Below are 19,157 nucleotides of genomic sequence, written 5' to 3' on the forward strand. Positions count from 1 at the left end.
TCCACTGATGCTCACGACCGCCCTGCTGATGGCCACTCTCTCCGCCAGCGGATACTCCGCTCCGCATGAGGCAACGGGTGCAGCGCCGCGTACCCTGCAGCTGGGCGGTCGCAGCTATGTGGACAAAGGCCTGGTCGCCGCCGGGCGGGTGCCGGCGGGCACGGTGGACTTCCTGGGCGACACGCTGGGATCGTTCTCGTCGCTGGCGGTGCAGCCCGGCACCTGGAAGCGCACTGCCAACGGCTACGAAGGCGTGCTGTGGACCCTGCCCGACCGCGGCCGCAACGATCCCGAGGCTGGCCTGTTCTACGACTACACCGGCCGCGTCGAGCGCATGCAGCTGCGCATCGACGTTTCCCCGGGAGAGCCCGAGCTTGGCACGCTGGCGATGGTGCCCGACAAGGGCGTGATACTGAAGGATTTCAACGGGCAGCCGTTCACCGGTGCCGACCCGGGCGACCACACGGTCACTCAGCGCCAGGTGGTGCTGCCTTCGCCGGCCAGCGGCGCCGGTGCGGGCAAGGTCTCGCTGGATGCTGAGTCACTGCAGTTCACCGCAGATGGCCACTTCTATATCGGCGACGAGTACACCGCCAACGTCTACTACTTCGATGCGCAGGGCCAGGTGCAGGGTGTGATCGTGGCACCACCCGCGATCCGTCCGCAGCGCGACGGCAAGCCGGCGTTCGGTTCGCTGGCACCACCGCAGACCGGTCGACGCAACAACCAGGGCGTGGAAGGCATGGGCCTGTCACCCGACGGCAGCCGCCTGTACGTCGCCCTGCAGAGCGCGACGCTGCAGGACAGCGCGCAGGGCAACGCGGCGGGCCGCATCAACACCCGCGTGCTGGTCTACGACGTGACGGCCTCGCCAACGCCACAGCAGCCGATCGGCCATTACGTGATGGCTTTGCCTGCCTACGCGCACGACGGCAAGGGCAAGCTGGACCGAACCGCGGCGCAGAGCGAGCTGCGCGCGCTGGACGGCCATCGCTTTCTGCTGCTGGCCCGCGACGGAAACGGGCTGGGCAAGGACGGCGACGACCCGATCGTCTACAAGTCGGTGCTGCTGGTCGATGTGACCGATGCCACCAACCTGGCCGAAAGTGCTTATGAAACCGGCACGGCCTCGGTTCTGGCCGACCCGACCGACACCGCGCTGAAGCCGGAGATCATGCCAGCACGCAGCGACGAACTGCTGAACCTGCTGGACCGCCCGCAGTTGGCCCGTGCCGGGCTGGACCTGGACACAAAGCGCGGCCCACATGCCGGACTGCTGTCAGAGAAGTGGGAAGCCATGGACGTGCTGCCGGCGCTGGACCCGCAGCACCCGAACGACGTACTGCTGCTGATCGGCAACGACAACGACTTCATCGCCCGCCACTGCCGCATGCAGGGCCAGGCCTGCGACAGCCCGTACGACAACGACAACCGCGTGCTGGTGTACCGCCTGACCCTGCCTTGAATCGTCGCCGGGCTTGGCCCGCCGCTACCGGATCAACCCACTGTTTGTTGTAGGGCCGAGCCCATGCTCGGCTGCTTTTCCTTCAGGCATCCGTATCTCTGAAGGAACAGCCGAGCATGGGCTCGGCTCTACAAAAGCTCACCCACGCAGGGTGGCGCCGCCGTCCACATACAGGTCGCTCATCGCCACATGCCCGGCCTGTTCGGAGAGCAGGAACATCACCGAGTGCGCGATGTCCTCCGGGGTGGCCAGCTTGCGCAGCGGAATGCCGGCCTTGTAGGTTTCAAGGGTGCCGGCGATCACCCGCTCGGCACCATGCTCGTCCAGCCACATGCCGGTCTGCATTGGGGTCAGTGTTGAACCCGGGGCAACGATGTTGCAGCGGATGCCCAGCGGCGCCAGTTCCAGCCCGAGGCAGCGGGTAAACATCGTGGCGGCGGCCTTGGAGGCCGCATAGGCCGCCATGCCGTGCCTTGGTACACCGGCCGCATTCGAACTGACGGTAACCATCGCGCCCTGCCGACGCGGTGACATCACCCGCGCCAACGCCCTTCCGACATGGAACACGCCATCGGCATTGACTGCAAACACCCGGCGCCAGTCGTCGTCGGTGGTCCCGGTGACGCCGCCCACATGCAGTACGCCGGCCACGCTGGCGGCCAGCATGATCGGCCCGATGCTGGACTCGACCTGATCCACCAAGGCGTCCACGGCGGCGCTGTCGGTTACATCGAGTGCGAGCGACTTCACCCGGGTATCGGCCACGCGCGGCGTCTCGCGATCGGTCGCCACCACCGTGCAGCCGGCCTCGGCCAACAGCCGTACCAACGCCTCGCCAATGCCGCCGGATGCACCCGTAACCAACGCCACGCGGCCATCGAAACCGGTCAACTGCATGTTGCGATCTCCTGTTGCTCATCCCAGTGGCGCAGCCGCGCCGACAACCACGGCGCCAGCTGCGCCACCGCATCGCGGCCGGTCAGTTCGGCGTGCAGGAACGGCAGTTCCAGCGCCTGCACCCTGCGCGCGTGGGTCCGCCACAACGTCGATTGCAGCTGTGGCCGCGCCTGATGATCCCGACCAGCACGGACGTGCACCAGCGTGCCGTCGAACGGTTGGTGAATATGTTCGCGAATCAGTCGATTGGTGCCGGTCACCGCGCGCACCACGCCATCGAGCACCACATCCGGCAGGCTGCCGAGTGCACTGCCGCCACGGCGCAGGAACCCCAGAATGCGTTCACGGCTGTCGAGTTCCGGATGCGCATCCGGATCGTGGCCGGCAATCGCCAGCAGTGCCCGCAATGCGGCAATGGGATCGGGTTCCGGCTCGGCCCGCCAGCACTCGCTGGGATAGGCGTCCAGCAGCACCAGTTCGCCGACGTCGCGGCCGATCTCATGCAGGCGCACCGCCATCGCCTGGGCGAGGATGCCCCCCACTGACCAGCCCAGCAGGTGCACCGGCCCCTTTGGCTGCAATGCGACCACGCGCTGTACGTAGTCGTTGGCCATCGCCTCGATGCTGCTCGGCAGCGGCTGCCGCGCGTCCAGTGCCGGCGACTGCAGTCCATACACCGGGCGTGCCGGCTGCAGTGCCCGGGCCAGGGTGCGGTAGTTCCAGGCGATCCCCCCGGCCGGATGCAGCACGAATAGCGGCGTGGGCCCGGCGGCGTCGGTTGCGGCCAATGCGATCACCGGCCCCAGTGCGTGATCGGCCAGCGCGGGAGGCTCGGCAATACGAACCGCCAGCGCGGCCACGGTGGGCTGCGCAAACAAGGCACCCAGACCCAGATCGCAGCGCCAGCGCTGCTCGATCGCCAGCAGCAGGTGCACCGCCGACAGCGAATCACCGCCGAGACTGAAGAAATCTGCATCCACTGCCACCGGCGCCTCACGCCCAAGCGCCTGGGCGAACAACAACGCCAGCTCCTGTTCCAACGGCGTGCGCGGCGCCAAGCCGGCAACTTCAAGTTGCGGTGGCTTCGGCAACGCGTTGCGGTCGAGCTTGCCGTTGGCGGTCACCGGCCAGTGGTCCACGCCGACAAACGCCGAGGGCACCATATAGTCCGGCACGCGCGTGGCCAGGTGGCTGCGCAGCGTTACGGCATCGGCAAGCGCGGTCGGCAGATACGCCACCAGACGCACTTCGCCGGGAGCATCCTGGCGCAGCAGCACTTCCACCCGCTCCATGCCAGGCAGCTCGCGCAGTGCCGCCTCGATCTCGCCCAGTTCGATGCGCAGGCCGCGCAGTTTCACCTGGTGGTCGCTGCGGCCGAGATACTCGACCGCACCATCGCGGCGCCAACGGGCTACGTCGCCGGTGCGGTAGATGCGCTCGCCCGTCAGGAAGGGATCGGCAATGAAACGTTCGGCAGTCAGATCATCGCGACCGAGATAGCCACGCGCCAGCTGGACGCCACCCAGGTACAGGTCACCGGGCACGCCCACCGGCACCGGCTGCATCCGGGCGTCCAGCACGTACAGGCGGGTGTTCCAGACCGGGAACCCGATCGGCACCGGCCGCGAACGATCCTGCGCCGACGCCGGCCAGTAGCTGACGTCCACCGCAGCTTCGGTCGGGCCATACAGGTTGTGCAGCTCGGCGTGCACACGCGCGTGGAAGCGGTCCCGGGACGAATCATCCAGTGCCTCGCCACTGGTGAACACCCGTTGCAGCTGCAGCCCTTCGGAGGCCGGTGCAGCGAGGAAGGCATCCAACATCGACGGCACGAAATGCGCCGTGGTGATGCCATGCTCGCGGATCAGCCGCGCCAGTTCGGTGGGGTCGCGATGCGCGTCCGGCCCGGCGACCACCAGCGTGGCTCCGCACAGCAGCGGCAGGAAGAACTCCCAGACCGAGACGTCGAAGGTGGCCGGGGTCTTCTGCAGCACGCGGTCGTCTGCCTTGAATCCATAGTGCTCGCGCATCCACAGCAGGCGGTTGACGATGGCGCGGTGTTCGACGACCACGCCCTTGGGCTCGCCGGTCGAACCGGAGGTATAGATCACGTAGGCCGCATCGTCAGGTGCCGGATCGGCCCACGGTGCGGCAAAACTCAGCGCAGTCCACTGCTCCGGCGCAAGCACTGGCACGCCGGCCATGCGTGCCGCTACGTCCGCCGCAGCCAGAACGCACACCGGCTGTGCCGACGCGAAAATACGGGCCAGCCGCTCATCGGGATGGGCCAGGTCCAGCGGAAGGTAGGCCGCGCCTGCTCGCAGCACCGCGACCAGCGCGATCACCAGCTCCAGCGAGCGCGGCAATGCCACCGCCACCACGCTGCCCGGGCCGACATCCATCGCCCGCAGCTGTGCCGCCAGCGCGAAGCTGCGCGCTTCCAGCGTTGCGTAGTCCAGCGTAGTGTCGCCGAACACCAGTGCCGGCGCGTGCGGGTCCCGATCCATGCCCTGCTGCAGCAGCTCGACCAGGGTCGTCTCCGGCAGGGCGTGCGCGGTGGCATTGAAGCCTTGCAGCACCTGCTGCGCCTCCTCGGGCGTCGCCAGAGGTGCGGCTGCGATATCGTCAGCCTGCAGTGCCGAGGACACGAAATGCAGCAGCCGCGCCGCGTGCGCCTCGACATCCTCGCGACTGTACAGCGCGGGATTAGCCTCGATCTCCAGATCCAGCAGCGCCTGGCCATCGCCACGGAAGCCCAGCGTCAGGTCATCCACCGGCCCGGTGCACAGCACCTCCAGCGCCGCCTGCGCGCCCGTCAGCGCCAGCGGCTTGTAGAACGGCTGCACATTCACCAGGGGGCCGTGCAGGCGCTGCTGCGCGCCGACCAGGCCCAGGTCCCGGCGCAGTTGCTCGCCGCGGTAGCGGCCGTGCTTGCGGCCCTGGCTGAGCTGCCGGCCCAGGCTGCGGGTAAAGGTCTCGACGCTGCCCTCGCCGGCGGCCACGCGCAGCGGCAACACATTCATCACCATCGCCGGTACCCGTGCCGACGCGTTGCCGAGCCGGCCCATGTAGGGCACGCCCAGCACCACTTCATCGGCCGCGCTCATCCGCCGCAGGTACTCGGCCGACAACGCGGCCAGCACGTCTGGCCAGGGCTGCAACCAACGTACCGATGCCTGCAGCAACTGCTCACGGAATGCCGCATCGAGCGGCTGCACCCAGCGCAGCGCGTCGTCACTGGCCGCGAGCGTACCGGCCAGGCCCATGCCCGCCGGTGCACCCTGCATGTGCTCGCGCCACCATTGCCCGGCCTGCGTGCGGCGCGGGTCGGCACGATAAGCAGCATCGTCGGCCAGCACCCCCGCCAGCCCCGGCAGAGGCTCACCCGTACGACCGGCATACAGCGCGCACACGCGATCAGTGAACAGCGCCATGCCGTAACCATCGGCCGCCAGATGATGCACGCGCAGGTACCAGACCCAACGCTGCCCGCCCAGTTCAAGCAGCACCTGCTGGCTGATCCGGTCGCGGGTGGGATCGACCGGGCTCAGCCGGTCGGCGTGCATCAGGTTGCGTGCCGCAGCGGCGGGATCCGTCTCGGCGGACACATCACGCACCGAAAGCAACGGCACGTGTGCGGGGTCATGCCATTGCAACGGCTGGCCATCAGCCCCTTCGGCAAAGCGCAATGCGAAGGCCTCGGCCTCGCGCGCAGCCTGGTCTGCCGCTGCGACAAATGCGGCCACGTCCAGCGGGCCGTCGATCCATACCGCGTGCGCGGTATTGAATGACGGATTGTCCGGTGCCAGCCGCTGTGCAAACCACAGCCCGGCCTGGGCCTCGGTCAACGCCACCGGCGTGGCCAGCGCTGCGGTGTTCATGCGTTCTGCGCGGCCTGCAGTTGCTGCACCACACCCCACCACTGGCGCAGCGTGGTGTGCTCGGCCAACTGCGAGAACTCCAGCGGCAGGCCGGTGTTGCCCCAGGCCAGGACCAGGCCGAGCATGCGCATTGAATCCAGGTCCAGGTCGATCAGGTTGTCGTCGTCACCGATCTCGGCCGGTCTGCACTCCAGCACGCGCGCTACGTCGGCGCGCATCCGCTCCAGATCCAGCGCCTCACCCATGGCAGCCATCACAGCACCTCCAGCAGCTGATCGGTGGTCATCGGCACACCACAGGTGCGCGCGATCCAGTGCAGCGCCTGATCGTGGTCGGCGCGCGAGAAGTCCGCCACCGCATCGGCGGCGATGAAGGCCTCGATATCACGCTGGAAGGCCTCGACCACGGTCGCGGTGCAGCCGATATGGGCGTACACGCCCGTCACCAGCAGCTGGTCACGGCCGCGCACCCGCATCAGCGTTTCAAGGTTGCTGCGCTGGAACGCGCTGTAGCGGTGCTTCACCAGCACGTGCTCCCCTGGCTGCGGTGCCAGTGCTTCGATGATCGGTTCGTGATCGGCGCTGCGGCGCATGCCCGGCCCCCACAGGTCAGCCTGAAGGCCACGGTCACGGCGGTCCTGGTCGCCATGCTGAGCGGTGTAGAACACCGGAATGCCGTGCGCGCGGCAATGCGCCAGCAGGCGTGCGATGTTGTCCACGGCCGGCCGCAGCGGCGCGTTGCCAGCGTCGAATGCGGCCAGGAAGTAACGCTGCATGTCGTGCACCAGCAGCGCGACACGATCGCGCCGGGGGCGCCAGGGGCCACGCGCCTGCGGCAGTTCAGCGGCAGTCGGCAAGGGGTAATCGGTGATACGGGGCAGCGCCATCAGCGCGTTCCTCCTGTCTGTTGCAGATGACGCGCACGCAGCTGCGCGCGCAGTTCGCGGCGGCTGATCTTGCCGACCGCGGTGGTATCGAAGCTGTCGACGAACACGATCTGGTCGGGCACCTTGAATGCGGCCAGGCCGCGCCCGCGCATCCAGGACTTCAGAGCCGGTGCCTTGAACGGCTCGCCCTGCGGAATCACGAAGGCGCAGCTGCGCTCGCCCAGGTACTCGTCGGGAATGGAGACCACGGCCGCATCGAACACTCCCGGATGTGCCAGCAAGTGATCCTCGATCTCTTCGGCAGAGATCTTCTCGCCCGCCCGGTTGATGTGGTCACCCGCACGCCCCTGTACCACCAGGTAGCCCCCGGGCAGCTGCTGCACGCGGTCACCGGTACGGTAGAAACCGTCGTCGGTGAACGAGCGCGCATTGGCCACCGCATCGTTGTGGTAGCCACGGATGGTGTACGGCCCACGGGTGAGCAGATGCCCTACCTCGCCTTCGGCCACCGGCTGGTCATGGTCATCGAGCACGCGCACTTCATCATCCGGACTGATCGGCCGGCCCTGGCAGGCCACGATCAGGTCCTCCGGATCATCCAGCCGTGTGTAGTTGACCAGGCCTTCGGCCATGCCGAACACCTGCTGCAGCGTGCAGCCAAGGCCGTCGATCACCCGCCGTGCGGCTTCCGGCACCAGTTTGGCACCGCCCACCTGCAGTACCTGCAGGCTGGACAGGTCATGCTTGCTGGTGGCGGCGGCCTGTGCCCACAGCAACGCCAGCGGCGGCACCAGCCCGCAGCAGGTAACCTGCTCGCGGGCGATCAGCGGGAAGGCCGCATCCGGCCCGGGGCCGGGGCTGAACACCACGCGGGCGCCGGCGTACAACGCGCCGAAGAAACCGGGCGAGCTCATCGGGAAATTGTGCGCGGCCGGCAGCGCGACCAGATAGACGCTGTCGCGGTCGATGCCGCAGATTTGATTGCTGGCGCGGAACGAATAGATGTAGTCGTCGTGCGTGCGTGGAATCAGCTTGGACAGCCCAGTGCTGCCTCCGGAAATCTGCAGGAACGCCACCGACTGCGGGTCCGGATCGGACGGCAGCTGGCTGCGATCGCCCTGCAGTGCCTCCAGCGCGATGAACTCCGCCGTATCGCCGTCGATCACCACATGGCGAACCGCCGGCACTTCGGCCTGCAGCGCCCTTGCCAACCCGCGATGATCGAAGCCATCGTGCAGTGTGGTGGTGATGTAGGCACTGGCTTCCGCCTTTTTGGCGAAGTGGACCAGCTCGGTGATGCGGTGCGCCGGCAACGCATACACCGGCACCAGGCCGGCGCGGAACAGGCCGCAGACCGTGGCGATGAACCCGGCGGTATTGCCCAGCTGCACCAGCACCCGTTCGCCAGGTTGCAGGCCGAGCGCCAGCAGGCCCGCACCGATGCGGCCTGCCTCATGCCACAGCTGCGCATAGCTCAGGCGTACGTCGCCGGCGACCACCGCGATGTCATCGGCATAGCGTTCTGCACGCTCGCGCAGGAAACCCGGGAAGGTCTCGCCACGCCAGTGACCGGCTTCGCGATAGCGCGCCACCAACGTGTCGGGCCACACCTGCTGCAGCGGCAGGCGGGAAGCGTCAGTGGAGGTACTCATGCGGCAGGCTCGATGGCGGGCGCGGATTCATGGACACCCAGCGCGTTCAACAGGGCAGCAAACTTCGCTGCGGTTTCGGCCACCTCGGCCTCGGGGTGTGACTCGGCGACGATGCCGGCACCGGCATACAGGCGCAACTGCGTGCCCTGCAGGCGCGCGCAGCGGATCGCCACGTGCCAGTCGCCGTCACCCTGCGCGTCCAACCAGCCCACGGCACCGGCGTAGAAGCCGCGCGGCACCGGCTCCAGCTCGCGGATGCGCTGCAGCGCCGCCAACCGTGGCGTACCGCAGACTGCCGGCGTGGGGTGCAGCTGCGCCAGCAGTTCGGCGGCAGACGTCTGCGGATCCTTCAGGGTGGCGTGGATGCGGGTGCCCAGGTGCCACATGCTGGCGGTGGCATGCAGCACCGGGCGCGCCTGCGCATCGATGTGGCTGCAGTACGGTGCCAGGCCCTCGACGATGGCTTCGACCACGTGGCGGTGCTCGTCGTGGTCCTTGGTCGAGGCCAGCAGCGCCTGCGCCGCACGCTCGTCCTCGGCGGCATCGGCGCTGCGCCGCGCGGAACCCGCCAACGGATGCGACAACAGTTCGGCGCCGCGCTTGCGCAGCAGCAGCTCCGGCGTCGCACCGACCAGCCAGGCCGGTGCCTGGCCCAGCTCCACCGGAAGCGGCACCGCGTAGGTCGCCACCGACGGATCCGCGCCCAGGCGTGCCAGCAGCACGTCCGGAGAAAGCGCCTGGCGGGTGCGTGCCAGCAGGCTGCGCGCCAGCACCACCTTATGCAGGTTCTGCTCGGGCGCACGCAAGGCCTGCACTGCCGCAGCGACTGCAGCGGCATAGTCCTGCGGCACAGGTTCGGCCCGCAGGGCGCCGTCCAGCGGCGGTGCGGCCTGCGGCTGCAGTGCCAGCGCCGGCAGCAGGCGCTCGGGCTGGTACAGCGCATCGTCGGCACGCGGCTCGAACGGCACCGCGCCAACCAGCAGGCTCGGGCCGCCACGCTGCTGGGCAAAGAACTCCGAAACGCGTTCTGCCAACGTCGCCAGTGCACCGGCTGGCAACGTGGCGCGGCAACCGCGGGCGTGCACGTGCTGGCCGGCATGCCGCAGCAGGAACAGCGACGCGTCGTCGGTGCTCTCCTGTGGTGCTGGCGCAGCCTCCGGCCACGCGCCCTGCATCAGGGAATCGTTCATGGGGTCTCCTTCATCCGATGCGCTGCGGCCAGCGCGCACAGCAACAGCAGCAGCGCGCCCACCAGCAGGTAAGGCAGGCTTGGCCCGCCGCGATACAACAGCGTGCCGAGCATCGGCCCGGCCACCATGCCCAGCCCTTGCGCGGCCGCCACGGTGCCTGCGGCGGCGCCCTGCTCGTGCGCCTCTACCGCATCGGCGGCCAGCGCCTGGAACGAGGGGAATACGAAGCCCATGCCGAACGCAGCCAGCGCATACGCCGCAGGCAATTGCCAGGCCTGCTGCACGCCCGCCACCGAAGTGAAGCCGATGCCGGAAATCAGGGCGCCAAGGACGATCCAGCGACGTGGATGCACCTCCAGCTTCATCACCAGCGCCTGCGCCAGGATCAGGCCGACGCCAACGGCGGTGAGTGCAATGCCGGCCATGCGCGCGCCGGTCGCCGCATCCAGACCCAGGCGATCAATTGCGAAGAAGCCGACCGTGACCTGCGCGATAGTCACCGAGACCATGGCGATGAACGCTGCCAGCTGCGGCAGGCACAGGCGCGCGTCGAGGCGGCTCATCGGCGTGCGGCGCTGTGCGGACGCGCCCACCACGGGCGGTGTAGCCGGCAGGCGCCAGGCCAGCAATGCCAGTGCCAGCAACGGCAGCAGCGCGGCCACGTACAGCGCCAGCGACAGATTCGTATAGGCCAGCCAGCCCGCGGCGGCCGGGCCGAGCACCATGCCCAGCGCGTTGGCACTGCCCAAGCGGGCGAGGAATTTTGCACGCTGTCCGGTGGGTGCCCTGTCGGCGATCAGCGCCGCTGCGGTAGGAGGCACAGCCGCGTAGAACAGGCCGATCAGGCCACGCGCGCCGACCAGCACCAGCACTGACACCAGCACCGGCGGCACTGCCTGCAGGGCGACGTCGATGAACACCGCCAGCGCGATGTAGACCACGGTGTAGGCACTCATCGCCAGCATCAGTACGCGCTTGCGTCCGATGCGGTCGCTGAGCTGGCCCCAGGGGCGCGCGGCCAGCATCCACAGCACGCCTGCAGCGGTGACCGATAGCCCGGCATGCCACTCGGACAGGCCAAGCATGCGGACCACCGGGCCGATCACGGCGACGAAGGACATCATCGCCATGGTGCCGATCAGGGCAGCCAACACCAGCGCCGGCAAGCCGGGAACGACGGGACGTGCGTGCATGGAACACCAGCCGTAACAGGAAAGGATTGGCCGGGCGCGTCTGCACGCCCCGCCCGGCACCCGCCCCACTCAGAACCGGATGCCACTCTCAAATGATAACGGCTCGTATTTGCATTTGATACCCATTCTCTTGAATGGGCATGCAACAGTGGGTTCAGCGCATCGCACGGAGGCCCAGCAGGCCACGGCGCTTGAACCACCACTCCAGCGGCAGCGTCACCAGCGGCGGGATTGCCGCCAGCAGCGCCAAGGCACTGGCCCACCACGGCCAGCGCAGGCGCACCGCCGCAAACAGGGTAACCGCCACATAGGCCAGGAAGGCCACGCCGTGCAGGGGCCCGAACAGCTTCACCAGCGCTACGTTGGCCATGGGGCCGTACTTCATCCACATGCCGATGAGCAGGCCGGCCCAGGTCACAGCCTCGATGAAAGCGACCGCGGCGAACAGGCGTCCGGTCGGGTGCATGGGGGAACGTTGGGTCACACGGGGCTCCGGCATCGGGGTATCAAATGCGAATGATACGCAGATGCGAACCCCATGTAGAGTCGAGCCGTGCTCGACCGCTTGAACGTGTCCACCAAGGTGGACACCTACCGGAGCCTATGCGGCAGAACGTGCTCCCCGATCTCGCGCAGTACCGCGTCCATCGGTCGCCCGTTGTCGACCAGGTTGAACATCACGTGCCCCACGCCCTGCGCATGCACGCGCAGCAGGTAGTCACGCAAGCCGTCGCGTCCGACCTTCAGGCCCAGTGGCAGCGGCTCGGGCGGTGCCTGCGGATCGGCCTGCAGATCCAGCAGCATCGACTGCACGAACGGCTTGCCTGGCCCAGCGCCTTGCGCCTGCGCCTGTTGCCACAGGCCAATGCGCCCTTCCTGTGCGGCTTCCTCGCGGTGATAGGTGGCCCAGCCTTCGGCCTCGCGCGCGATCCACTGCAGGCTCTGCCGCGCAGTGCCCACCACCAGCATCGGAATGCGCGTGGCCAGGACCGGGAGCACGTCGAAGCCACCGGTCGCCTGCCGCACGGCAGCCCGCTCATCGGCCTCCGGTGACAGCGCCGCGCGCAACAATGTCCAGCGCTCACGGAACGTCGCCGCCCTGCCCTCCAGATCCTCGCCGAATGCGGCGAACTCTTCCGGCCGATCGCCAGACCCGAGGCCCAGCACGAAGCGGCCGTCGCTGATCCGGTCCAGGCTCAAGGCCGACTTCGCCACCTGCAGCGGATGGCGCAATGGCAGCACGATGGCCGCGCTGCCGACCACGATGCGCTCGGTCGCCGCAGCCAGCATGCCCAGCCACAGGAACGGGTCGTCCAACGCGCTCGTTGTCGCGTCCGGACCCTGCGGCACCATCAGCGGCACGTCGCGCGTCCACAACGCGGCAAAGCCCAGGTCATCGGCCAGTCGCGCGATACGTCGCGCCTCACGTGGATCGGCCAACCCATGCGACGCCACGGGCGTCATCAGGCCCAGGCTCAGACCCTGCTGCGGAAACATGGCAGCGTACGCGGGATTGAAATCACTCATGCCGCCAGCTTAGCGTGAAGGCCTGCGGCAACAATGACGCGCCGCCCACCACCGGAAGAACACTGCATGCCGACGATCCGCCCTGCCCACGTCGATGACCTGCCCGCGATCAGCACGGTGTGCCTGGCTGCCTTCACTGCGGCGGTCGCACCTTCGCTCAGCGCGGCCGGCATCGCCACCTTCGGCAGCGTCGCCGCGGCCGAAGCGTTCGGCGCGCGCCTACACGGCGACAACCACATCCTGGTGGCCGAGCAGGACGGCCGCGTCGTCGGCGTGATCGAACTGAAGGAAGGCCGGCACCTGGCGATGCTGTTCGTCGATCCCGGCTACCAGGGCCAGGGCATCGGCCATGCTTTGTTCGACGCGGTGCTCCCGCAGGTGCGCGAGCCGGTCCTGACCGTGCGCGCCTCACTCAATGCAGTGCCAACCTACCTGCGCTATGGCTTCGTGCTGGACGGCGACGTCGGCGAGTTCAATGGGCTGGTGTATCAGCAGATGGTGCGGGCAGCGGCCTGAAGGCATCCGCCGGCCAATGCCCGGCGGGCGTCATGCCCTGCGGCACGCCCGTCATAAGCAAACTGAATCAGCAGGCTCCCCGGCCGTTCCTAGAATGGCCTGTCACCCTGCCCTTCGAGATGCTGCCGATGCGCGTCGCGCTTTCTATGTTGCTGCTGGCTTCGGCGCTGAGCGCCTGCACCCCGGCCCCGGTTTCCATCGCCAACTCCGCCGAGGTGCCCGCGCCGGCCAAGGCAATCGCCTGGCGCCAGGGCGATGTCGATGATGCCTTCGCCGAGGCCGCCGACAGCGGCAAGCCGGTGCTGCTGTACTGGGGCGCCGTCTGGTGCCCACCGTGCAACCAGCTCAAGGCGGGCCTGTTCAAGGACCCGGCCTTCATCGCGCTGACCAGCAAATTCGTTCCCGTCTACCTGGATGGCGACGAGGAAGGTGCGCAAGCCTGGGGTGAGCGCTTCGGCGTACGCGGCTATCCGACCCTGATCGTGCTGGACCCAAAGCGCAACGAAATCACCCGCGTGGCCGGCGGCAATGATGCCACCGAACTGACCCGGGCACTGACCGTCGCCGCAGGCCGCCGCAGTGCTGTTGCCGCCACCTTGGCCACCGCGTTGGCAACGCCGGACCGACTGGCCGCAGAAGACTGGCAGGTGCTGGGCGACTACGGCTGGGAAGTGGACGCCAACCGCCTGGCCGGCGAGCGCAGCAGCGAGGATGTGCTGCGCCAGTTGTCCAAGGCCGCACCCGACGCTGCCCTGCAGCGCCGCTTCGCCCTGCTGGCCTTGGCAACGGCCGAAAAGCCCGATGCCTCGCCCACCGAAGTACGCGAGCTGCTGCAGGCCGTGCTGGCGCAGCCCGCCGAAGTCCGCCGCAACCGTGAGTTGCTGGGCTATGCGGGCGTACAGCTGGTCAAGCAGGCCAGTGCCGGGCCGGCCACCAGCAACACGCTGGGACAGCAGCTGCTGGTGGCATTGGAGCGGGCAGACGCCGAGCGCGGCGACCGCGCCGACGACGCATTGTCGCGTGCGTTGACCGAAGTGTCGCTGGCCCGCCAGCAGCAGCCGAAGGGCGCATTGCCCGCGGCCCTGGTTGATCGGGTCAAGCAGCGCGTGGCTGCTGCCGACGCTGCCGCCACCGATGCGCATGCGCGCCAGGCCACGATCAGCAGCGCGGTCTACGCACTACGCCAGGTCGGCGACGACGCAGGCGCCGAGTCGCTGTTGCTGGCGGAACTGAAGCGCAGCGAACAGCCGTACTACTACATGCCCGAGCTGGCCGAACTGGCCGAGCAGCGCGGCGACACCGCCGGTGCGCTGGAGTGGTTGAAGCGTGCCTACGACGGCGCGCAGGGCCCGGCCACCCGCGTGCAGTGGGGCGTGCTGTACGTGGAGGGCCTGCTGAAGCTGGCGCCGGACGACGCACCACGCATCGAGCAGGCCACCGCCTCGCTGATCGCCGAACTGGAAGCACAGCCTTCGGGCTACCACCAGCGCACCCGTCAGCGCTTCGAGCGCCTGGCCGGGCAGTTGAAGACGTGGAGCGGCAAGCACCAGGGCGCGGAGACGCTGGCGCGGCTGCAGCAGAGGATGCAGCAGGCGTGCGGCGATCAGGTAGATGGCGCGTGCAAGGATTGGTTGAGTTGAGTTGATGAAGACGCTGGCGGCGGGTTCGCCTGCCGGCGCTTTTGTTGATATCGGTTGTGGCGGGGGGAGGGGCTGGCCGGGACACGCCGTAAACCCATCCCTGGGGGCTCGATGGCGCCATCCATGGCGCCAACGGTCCCAGCCAGCCCCTCCCCCCGCCACCGGACAGTTTCCTGCGAGCGCGGGCAGCACATCAGCGCGCCGGTGAGGTTCGAAAAGCGGGTTCTGGTAGTGCCGGCCGCGGGCCGTCAACCCGACCTTCGCTGATTGCCGGCCAGCGGCCGGCACTACCACGTCGCTCTTCCTCTTGCCTTTGACTCCGTCTCCGCGCCGCCGCAGGGAACTGTCCTGCAGAGGTTGACGGGGGAATCAAAGCGGCGAACGCGCGCGCATCCCAATCCCGCCCCTTGACCTCAACCAATGTTGAGGTGCGATAACAGTCTCCCCACGGCCAGCCCTCTGGCCTTCCCCACGGAGATTGCTTCGATGTCGTACTCGCTTCCCCCGCTCCCCTACGCCTACGACGCCCTTGAGCCGCATTTCGATGCGCGCACGATGGAGATCCACCACAGCAAGCACCACCAGGCCTACGTCAACAACCTCAACGCCGCCATCGAGCAGGCCGGCATCGCCGAGCAGCCGGTCGAGGCGCTGATCGCCAACCTCGATGCCGTGCCCGAGGCGCAGCGCGGCGCCATCCGCAACAACGGCGGTGGCCACGCCAACCACAGCCTGTTCTGGACCGTGCTCAGCACCAACGGTGGTGCACCCGATGATGAACTGGCCGCCGCCATCAACCGCGATCTCGGCGGTTTCGATGCCTTCAAGGATGCGTTCACCAAGGCGGCGCAGACCCGCTTCGGCAGCGGCTGGGCGTGGCTGACCAGCGATCGCGATGGCCGCCTGCAGGTGGAAAGCAGCGCCAACCAGGACAGCCCGCTGATGGGTGCAGCCGTCGGCCTGTCCGGCAATGCCCCGATCCTCGCACTGGATGTCTGGGAACACGCCTACTACCTGCACTACCAGAACCGTCGCCCGGACTACATCGGTGCGTTCTTCAACATCATCAACTGGGCCGAGGTCGGCCGGCGCTACCGCCAGGCCAGGACCTCATGAGCGGCGAGACACTGCCGTACGCCGGGCCGTGGGCGGGGGTTTTCCCCGCCCCGGCCCCGGTGCCGTCGGTCGAGATGCCGCCGCGGGCCCTGCGGCGGCTGCTCGGCCACTTTCCTACCGGCGTGGCCATCGTCTGCGCGCGCGATGCGCAGGGCAAACCCATCGGCCTGACCATCAATTCGTTCGTGCCGGTGTCATTGCAGCCGCCGCTGGTGCTGTGGAACCTGGCGTTGCACGCGCAGAGCCTGTCCACCTTCCAGCGCGCCACCCGCTTTGCGATCAGCGTGCTGGCAGCCGACCAGGAAGCATTGGCCCGCCGCTTTGCCGATCCACAGGTACGCAACCGCTTCGACGGCCTGGCATTGCTGGATGACGACGAGGACAGCCCACCACGCATCGCCGGTGCAGTCGCTCATCTCACCTGTACCCGCCACGCGATGTGGCCGGTGGGCGATCACCTGCTGCTGGCCGGACGCATCATCGAGGTGCACGAGAACGGCGGCGCGCCGCTGCTGTTCCATCGCGGCCGCTTCCAGCCCGGCCCCACCGAACTGCTGGTGGAGGTGCGCTGATGAACATTGAAGCTCTGGAATGCATGCTTGCGGCCGGCAAGGACAGCGCGCTGCTGCGCTTCGGCCTGGGCAAGGGCTGGCTGGATGCCGGCAACCCGGTGCGCGCAGCGACCCATCTGGGCCGTTGCGTGGTGCTTGATCCGCAGTACTCGGCCGCCTGGAAGCTGCTCGGCAAAGCCTGGCTGGCCAGTGGCCAGCCGCAGGCGGCGCGCGAAGCATGGCAGCGCGGCTTGAGCGTGGCCGGCAGCAAGGGCGACCAGCAGGCACGCAAGGAAATGCAGGTGTTCCTGCGACGCCTGGACCGCGAGCACGCGGACCTGGCAAAAGCGGGCTGAGTCGATCAGCCCGCGTTGGCCGATGCCGGTGCGGACATGATGTCCGACATCGGCAGGCGGCGCGGCTTGCTGGGGAACGCGTGACGCAGGATGCGCCAGACCACCTGGCCGAACTGGCGCGGCAGCGAGCCGTTGTTGTAGTGCTGGCCGTAGCGGCGGCAGATGTCCTTCACTTCCTTGGCGATGGCCGCATAGCGGTTGGCCGGCAGGTCCGGATAGAAGTGGTGCTCGATCTGGTGGCTGAGGTTGCCCGACAGCACATTGATCAGGAAGCCGCCGCTGATGTTGGACGAACCGCGCAGCTGACGCAGGTACCAGTGGCCGCGCGATTCATTGCGCAGGCATTCCTTCGGGAAGGTTTCCGACTCGGCGGTGAAGTGGCCGCAGAAGATGATCACGTAGGTCCAGATGTTGCGCAGGCCGTTGGCCACCATGTTGCCCAGCATCACGGTGAGGAAGAACGGGCCGGCCAGCAACGGGAAGAACACGTAGTCCTTCAGCACCTGGCGGGCCATTTTCCGCGCCACCGGGCGGGTCTGCATCCACATCGCACGGCCGCTGATGCGACCTTTCAGCCAACGACCCAGGCGCAGGTCCTGCGCGGCAACGCCCCACTGGAACAGCAGCGCGAAGATCGGCGCGATGATCGGCTGCAGCAGGTAGAACGGCTTCCAGCGCTGTTCCGGGAAGATGCGCAGCAGGCCGTAGCCGATGTCATCGTCCATGCCACGCACGTTGGTGTAGGTGTGGTGGCGGAAATTGTGGGTCTTGCGCCAGTTGTCGGCGGTGGCAACGATATCCCACTCGTAGGTGTTGCCATTGAGCTTGGGGTCGCCGGTCCAGTCGAACTGGCCGTGCATGACGTTGTGGCCCAGCTCCATGTTCTCCAGGATCTTCGACAGCGCCAGCAGCAGCGTGCCAGTGATCGCGGCCGGCCACAGCAGCGGCATCCAGAACAGCGGCGAGAATGCTGCCAGGAACAGCAGGCCACGGCCACCGACGCCGAACCATCGCACGGCAGCAGCCACACGGCGGATGTAGCGGGTATCGGAGGCGCCGAGGCTGCCGATCACACGGTCGCGGATCGCATCGAGTTCCTCACCGAAAGCATGCATCTCGGCGGTGCTCAGGGCACGGTCGGTAGCGCGGGTCATGGCAGGCGTCCTCAGAGATCCAGAGTCAGGTCGGTGGTCGGTGCGCTCACGCAGATCCGCACCGGCTGTGCCGTTTCGGACTGCAGGTCGCCGGTGCGAAGGTGGCGGGTGGCGCCACTGACGCGATCACAGGTGCAGGTGTTGCAGATGCCCATGCGGCAACCGTGCTTGGGCTTGATGCCATGCGCTTCCAGGCTTTCCAGCAGCGAGCGGCCTCGCGGCACGCTCAGCTGGCGGCCACTGCGCGCAAGCGTCAGCGACACCTCGCCTTCGCTGCTGGCATCGCGCAGTGGCGCCGGCGGGGTGAAGGCTTCGGCCTGGAAGCCAGCCACCTGGTGCGCCAGGCGTTCACGCGCAGCGGCAACGAAGCCATCCGGACCGCAGGCCAGCACATGGCGCTGCGCCAGCGGCGTGTCATCGCCGGCCACCTGCAGACCATGGGTATCGATGCGCGCGGCCGGCGCCTCACCCTCGCGGGTGGTCAGCAGATGCACGCGCAGGTTCGGATGTGCCGCGGCCAGCGCCTGCAGTTCATCACGGAACTGCAGATGGGCGGCGGTGCGCTCCCAATAGAACAGGTCCACCGGTGCTGCCAGCGGGCGCTGGCAGGCGTCGCGCAACAGGCTGCGCATCGGCGTGATGCCACTGCCGGCAGCCAGCAGCAGCACCGGCGCCGCGGCCGGCATATGGAACTCGCCGAAGGCGGCATCGAGGCGGAACAGTTCGCCCGGCTGTGCATGGTTGACCAGATGCTGGCTGACCCGGCCGCCATCGATCGCCTTGACGGTGATCGCCAGCTCGCGCCGACCCAGTGCGGTAGGGCTGTAGCTGCGCTGCCACAGGCGCCCCTCAATCTCGACGCCCAGGGTGACGTGCTGGCCGGCGCGCATGCCGGCCCAGTGCCGGTTGGTGCGCAGGACCAGGGTCGCCGCGCCCTCGCCGGCCGGCTCGCGCCGGACCAGTCGGGCCACCGGCTCGCGCAGGGTCCACAGGGGATTGAGCTGGCCCGCCCAGAAATCGAACAGCGACGGCGAGACCCAGCGGTACGGAGAGAACAGGGACGGACGGACGACAGCGCTCATGGGCGCACTATACGGGCGCACATACACCTGTGTATACATGTGTATATTGAA

17 protein-coding genes are annotated in these 19,157 nt (G+C 68.2%); 6 read left to right on the forward strand and 11 right to left on the reverse strand.

The window, feature by feature from the left end; translation table 11 throughout:
• Positions 1–7: 7 nt before the first annotated feature.
• Entirely contained in the window at positions 8–1,465 is a 1,458-nt protein-coding gene (locus GOC52_RS11835) for an esterase-like activity of phytase family protein (protein WP_191849508.1), read from the forward strand.
• Between the two features lie 138 nt (positions 1,466–1,603).
• On the opposite strand, the gene GOC52_RS11840 is transcribed toward GOC52_RS11835, so the two are convergent.
• The 9 genes from GOC52_RS11840 to GOC52_RS11880 form a co-directional block, all read right to left on the reverse strand.
• Positions 1,604–2,362 (reverse strand): 2,3-dihydro-2,3-dihydroxybenzoate dehydrogenase, encoded by a 759-nt coding sequence (locus GOC52_RS11840; RefSeq protein WP_043396371.1) that lies wholly within the window; start codon positions 2,360–2,362, stop codon positions 1,604–1,606.
• Positions 2,353–6,243 (reverse strand): enterobactin synthase subunit F, encoded by a 3,891-nt coding sequence (locus GOC52_RS11845; RefSeq protein WP_191849510.1) that lies wholly within the window; start codon positions 6,241–6,243, stop codon positions 2,353–2,355. The genes GOC52_RS11840 and GOC52_RS11845 overlap by 10 nt, the downstream gene beginning before the upstream one ends.
• Positions 6,240–6,497 (reverse strand): phosphopantetheine-binding protein, encoded by a 258-nt coding sequence (locus GOC52_RS11850; protein WP_191849513.1) that lies wholly within the window; start codon positions 6,495–6,497, stop codon positions 6,240–6,242. The genes GOC52_RS11845 and GOC52_RS11850 overlap by 4 nt, the downstream gene beginning before the upstream one ends.
• On the reverse strand, positions 6,497–7,129 hold the full coding sequence (locus tag GOC52_RS11855) for an isochorismatase family protein (RefSeq protein WP_155029697.1): 633 nt from the start codon (positions 7,127–7,129) through the stop codon (positions 6,497–6,499). Before GOC52_RS11855 ends, GOC52_RS11850 begins: the two co-directional genes overlap by 1 nt.
• Positions 7,129–8,781, reverse strand: a complete 1,653-nt coding sequence (locus GOC52_RS11860) for a (2,3-dihydroxybenzoyl)adenylate synthase (protein ID WP_099559491.1) — start codon at positions 8,779–8,781, stop codon at positions 7,129–7,131. The genes GOC52_RS11855 and GOC52_RS11860 overlap by 1 nt, the downstream gene beginning before the upstream one ends.
• Positions 8,778–9,971 carry an isochorismate synthase gene (locus GOC52_RS11865; RefSeq protein ID WP_191849515.1) on the reverse strand — a complete coding sequence of 398 codons (1,194 nt, stop codon included), beginning with the start codon at positions 9,969–9,971 and terminating at the stop codon, positions 8,778–8,780. Before GOC52_RS11865 ends, GOC52_RS11860 begins: the two co-directional genes overlap by 4 nt.
• Positions 9,968–11,164, reverse strand: a complete 1,197-nt coding sequence (locus tag GOC52_RS11870; protein WP_021204252.1) for an MFS transporter — start codon at positions 11,162–11,164, stop codon at positions 9,968–9,970. The genes GOC52_RS11865 and GOC52_RS11870 overlap by 4 nt, the downstream gene beginning before the upstream one ends.
• A gap of 154 nt (positions 11,165–11,318) precedes the next feature.
• On the reverse strand, positions 11,319–11,630 hold the full coding sequence (locus tag GOC52_RS11875; RefSeq protein WP_053443181.1) for a DUF3817 domain-containing protein: 312 nt from the start codon (positions 11,628–11,630) through the stop codon (positions 11,319–11,321).
• A 125-nt stretch (positions 11,631–11,755) separates the two neighbouring features.
• On the reverse strand, positions 11,756–12,691 hold the full coding sequence (locus GOC52_RS11880; RefSeq protein ID WP_191849517.1) for a TIGR03571 family LLM class oxidoreductase: 936 nt from the start codon (positions 12,689–12,691) through the stop codon (positions 11,756–11,758).
• A 66-nt stretch (positions 12,692–12,757) separates the two neighbouring features.
• Here GOC52_RS11880 and GOC52_RS11885 point away from each other — a divergent pair, with 66 nt between their 5' ends.
• From GOC52_RS11885 to GOC52_RS11905, 5 genes are all read left to right on the forward strand, one after another.
• A complete protein-coding gene (locus GOC52_RS11885) occupies positions 12,758–13,207 on the forward strand; it encodes a GNAT family N-acetyltransferase (RefSeq protein ID WP_010485217.1) in 450 nt (149 codons plus the stop codon).
• Positions 13,208–13,326: 119 nt separating this feature from the next.
• The gene (locus tag GOC52_RS11890; RefSeq protein ID WP_010485215.1) at positions 13,327–14,847 is read left to right on the forward strand and encodes a thioredoxin family protein; all 1,521 of its coding nucleotides are present in this window, start codon (positions 13,327–13,329) and stop codon (positions 14,845–14,847) included.
• A gap of 486 nt (positions 14,848–15,333) precedes the next feature.
• Positions 15,334–15,963, forward strand: a complete 630-nt coding sequence (locus tag GOC52_RS11895) for a superoxide dismutase (protein WP_043403346.1) — start codon at positions 15,334–15,336, stop codon at positions 15,961–15,963.
• Positions 15,960–16,535 carry a flavin reductase family protein gene (locus GOC52_RS11900; RefSeq protein WP_043403348.1) on the forward strand — a complete coding sequence of 192 codons (576 nt, stop codon included), beginning with the start codon at positions 15,960–15,962 and terminating at the stop codon, positions 16,533–16,535. Before GOC52_RS11895 ends, GOC52_RS11900 begins: the two co-directional genes overlap by 4 nt.
• A complete protein-coding gene (locus GOC52_RS11905; protein WP_043403350.1) occupies positions 16,535–16,870 on the forward strand; it encodes a tetratricopeptide repeat protein in 336 nt (111 codons plus the stop codon). Before GOC52_RS11900 ends, GOC52_RS11905 begins: the two co-directional genes overlap by 1 nt.
• A 5-nt stretch (positions 16,871–16,875) precedes the next feature.
• Here the strand turns inward: GOC52_RS11905 and GOC52_RS11910 are convergent, their stop codons facing one another.
• Positions 16,876–18,024, reverse strand: a complete 1,149-nt coding sequence (locus GOC52_RS11910; RefSeq protein ID WP_005413710.1) for a fatty acid desaturase family protein — start codon at positions 18,022–18,024, stop codon at positions 16,876–16,878.
• A gap of 11 nt (positions 18,025–18,035) precedes the next feature.
• Complete coding sequence (locus GOC52_RS11915; RefSeq protein ID WP_049480882.1) at positions 18,036–19,106, reverse strand: ferredoxin reductase; 1,071 nt, start codon at positions 19,104–19,106, stop codon at positions 18,036–18,038.
• Positions 19,107–19,157: the final 51 nt, after the last annotated feature.

The sequence above is a fragment of the Stenotrophomonas sp. SXG-1 genome (genome assembly GCF_014083965.1).
GTDB classification, from domain to species: domain Bacteria; phylum Pseudomonadota; class Gammaproteobacteria; order Xanthomonadales; family Xanthomonadaceae; genus Stenotrophomonas; species Stenotrophomonas geniculata.

What these genes read in the sequence shown, in the direction of transcription:
- GOC52_RS11835 (WP_191849508.1), top strand. Translation starts at nt 8, where the DNA reads ATGCTCACGACCGCCCTGCTGATGGCCACTCTCTCCGCCAGCGGATAC.
- GOC52_RS11840 (WP_043396371.1), bottom strand. Translation starts at nt 2,362, where the DNA reads ATGCAGTTGACCGGTTTCGATGGCCGCGTGGCGTTGGTTACGGGTGCA.
- GOC52_RS11845 (WP_191849510.1), bottom strand. Translation starts at nt 6,243, where the DNA reads ATGAACACCGCAGCGCTGGCCACGCCGGTGGCGTTGACCGAGGCCCAG.
- GOC52_RS11850 (WP_191849513.1), bottom strand. Translation starts at nt 6,497, where the DNA reads ATGGCTGCCATGGGTGAGGCGCTGGATCTGGAGCGGATGCGCGCCGAC.
- GOC52_RS11855 (WP_155029697.1), bottom strand. Translation starts at nt 7,129, where the DNA reads ATGGCGCTGCCCCGTATCACCGATTACCCCTTGCCGACTGCCGCTGAA.
- GOC52_RS11860 (WP_099559491.1), bottom strand. Translation starts at nt 8,781, where the DNA reads ATGAGTACCTCCACTGACGCTTCCCGCCTGCCGCTGCAGCAGGTGTGG.
- GOC52_RS11865 (WP_191849515.1), bottom strand. Translation starts at nt 9,971, where the DNA reads ATGAACGATTCCCTGATGCAGGGCGCGTGGCCGGAGGCTGCGCCAGCA.
- GOC52_RS11870 (WP_021204252.1), bottom strand. Translation starts at nt 11,164, where the DNA reads ATGCACGCACGTCCCGTCGTTCCCGGCTTGCCGGCGCTGGTGTTGGCT.
- GOC52_RS11875 (WP_053443181.1), bottom strand. Translation starts at nt 11,630, where the DNA reads ATGCACCCGACCGGACGCCTGTTCGCCGCGGTCGCTTTCATCGAGGCT.
- GOC52_RS11880 (WP_191849517.1), bottom strand. Translation starts at nt 12,691, where the DNA reads ATGAGTGATTTCAATCCCGCGTACGCTGCCATGTTTCCGCAGCAGGGT.
- GOC52_RS11885 (WP_010485217.1), top strand. Translation starts at nt 12,758, where the DNA reads ATGCCGACGATCCGCCCTGCCCACGTCGATGACCTGCCCGCGATCAGC.
- GOC52_RS11890 (WP_010485215.1), top strand. Translation starts at nt 13,327, where the DNA reads ATGCTGCCGATGCGCGTCGCGCTTTCTATGTTGCTGCTGGCTTCGGCG.
- GOC52_RS11895 (WP_043403346.1), top strand. Translation starts at nt 15,334, where the DNA reads ATGTCGTACTCGCTTCCCCCGCTCCCCTACGCCTACGACGCCCTTGAG.
- GOC52_RS11900 (WP_043403348.1), top strand. Translation starts at nt 15,960, where the DNA reads ATGAGCGGCGAGACACTGCCGTACGCCGGGCCGTGGGCGGGGGTTTTC.
- GOC52_RS11905 (WP_043403350.1), top strand. Translation starts at nt 16,535, where the DNA reads ATGAACATTGAAGCTCTGGAATGCATGCTTGCGGCCGGCAAGGACAGC.
- GOC52_RS11910 (WP_005413710.1), bottom strand. Translation starts at nt 18,024, where the DNA reads ATGACCCGCGCTACCGACCGTGCCCTGAGCACCGCCGAGATGCATGCT.
- GOC52_RS11915 (WP_049480882.1), bottom strand. Translation starts at nt 19,106, where the DNA reads ATGAGCGCTGTCGTCCGTCCGTCCCTGTTCTCTCCGTACCGCTGGGTC.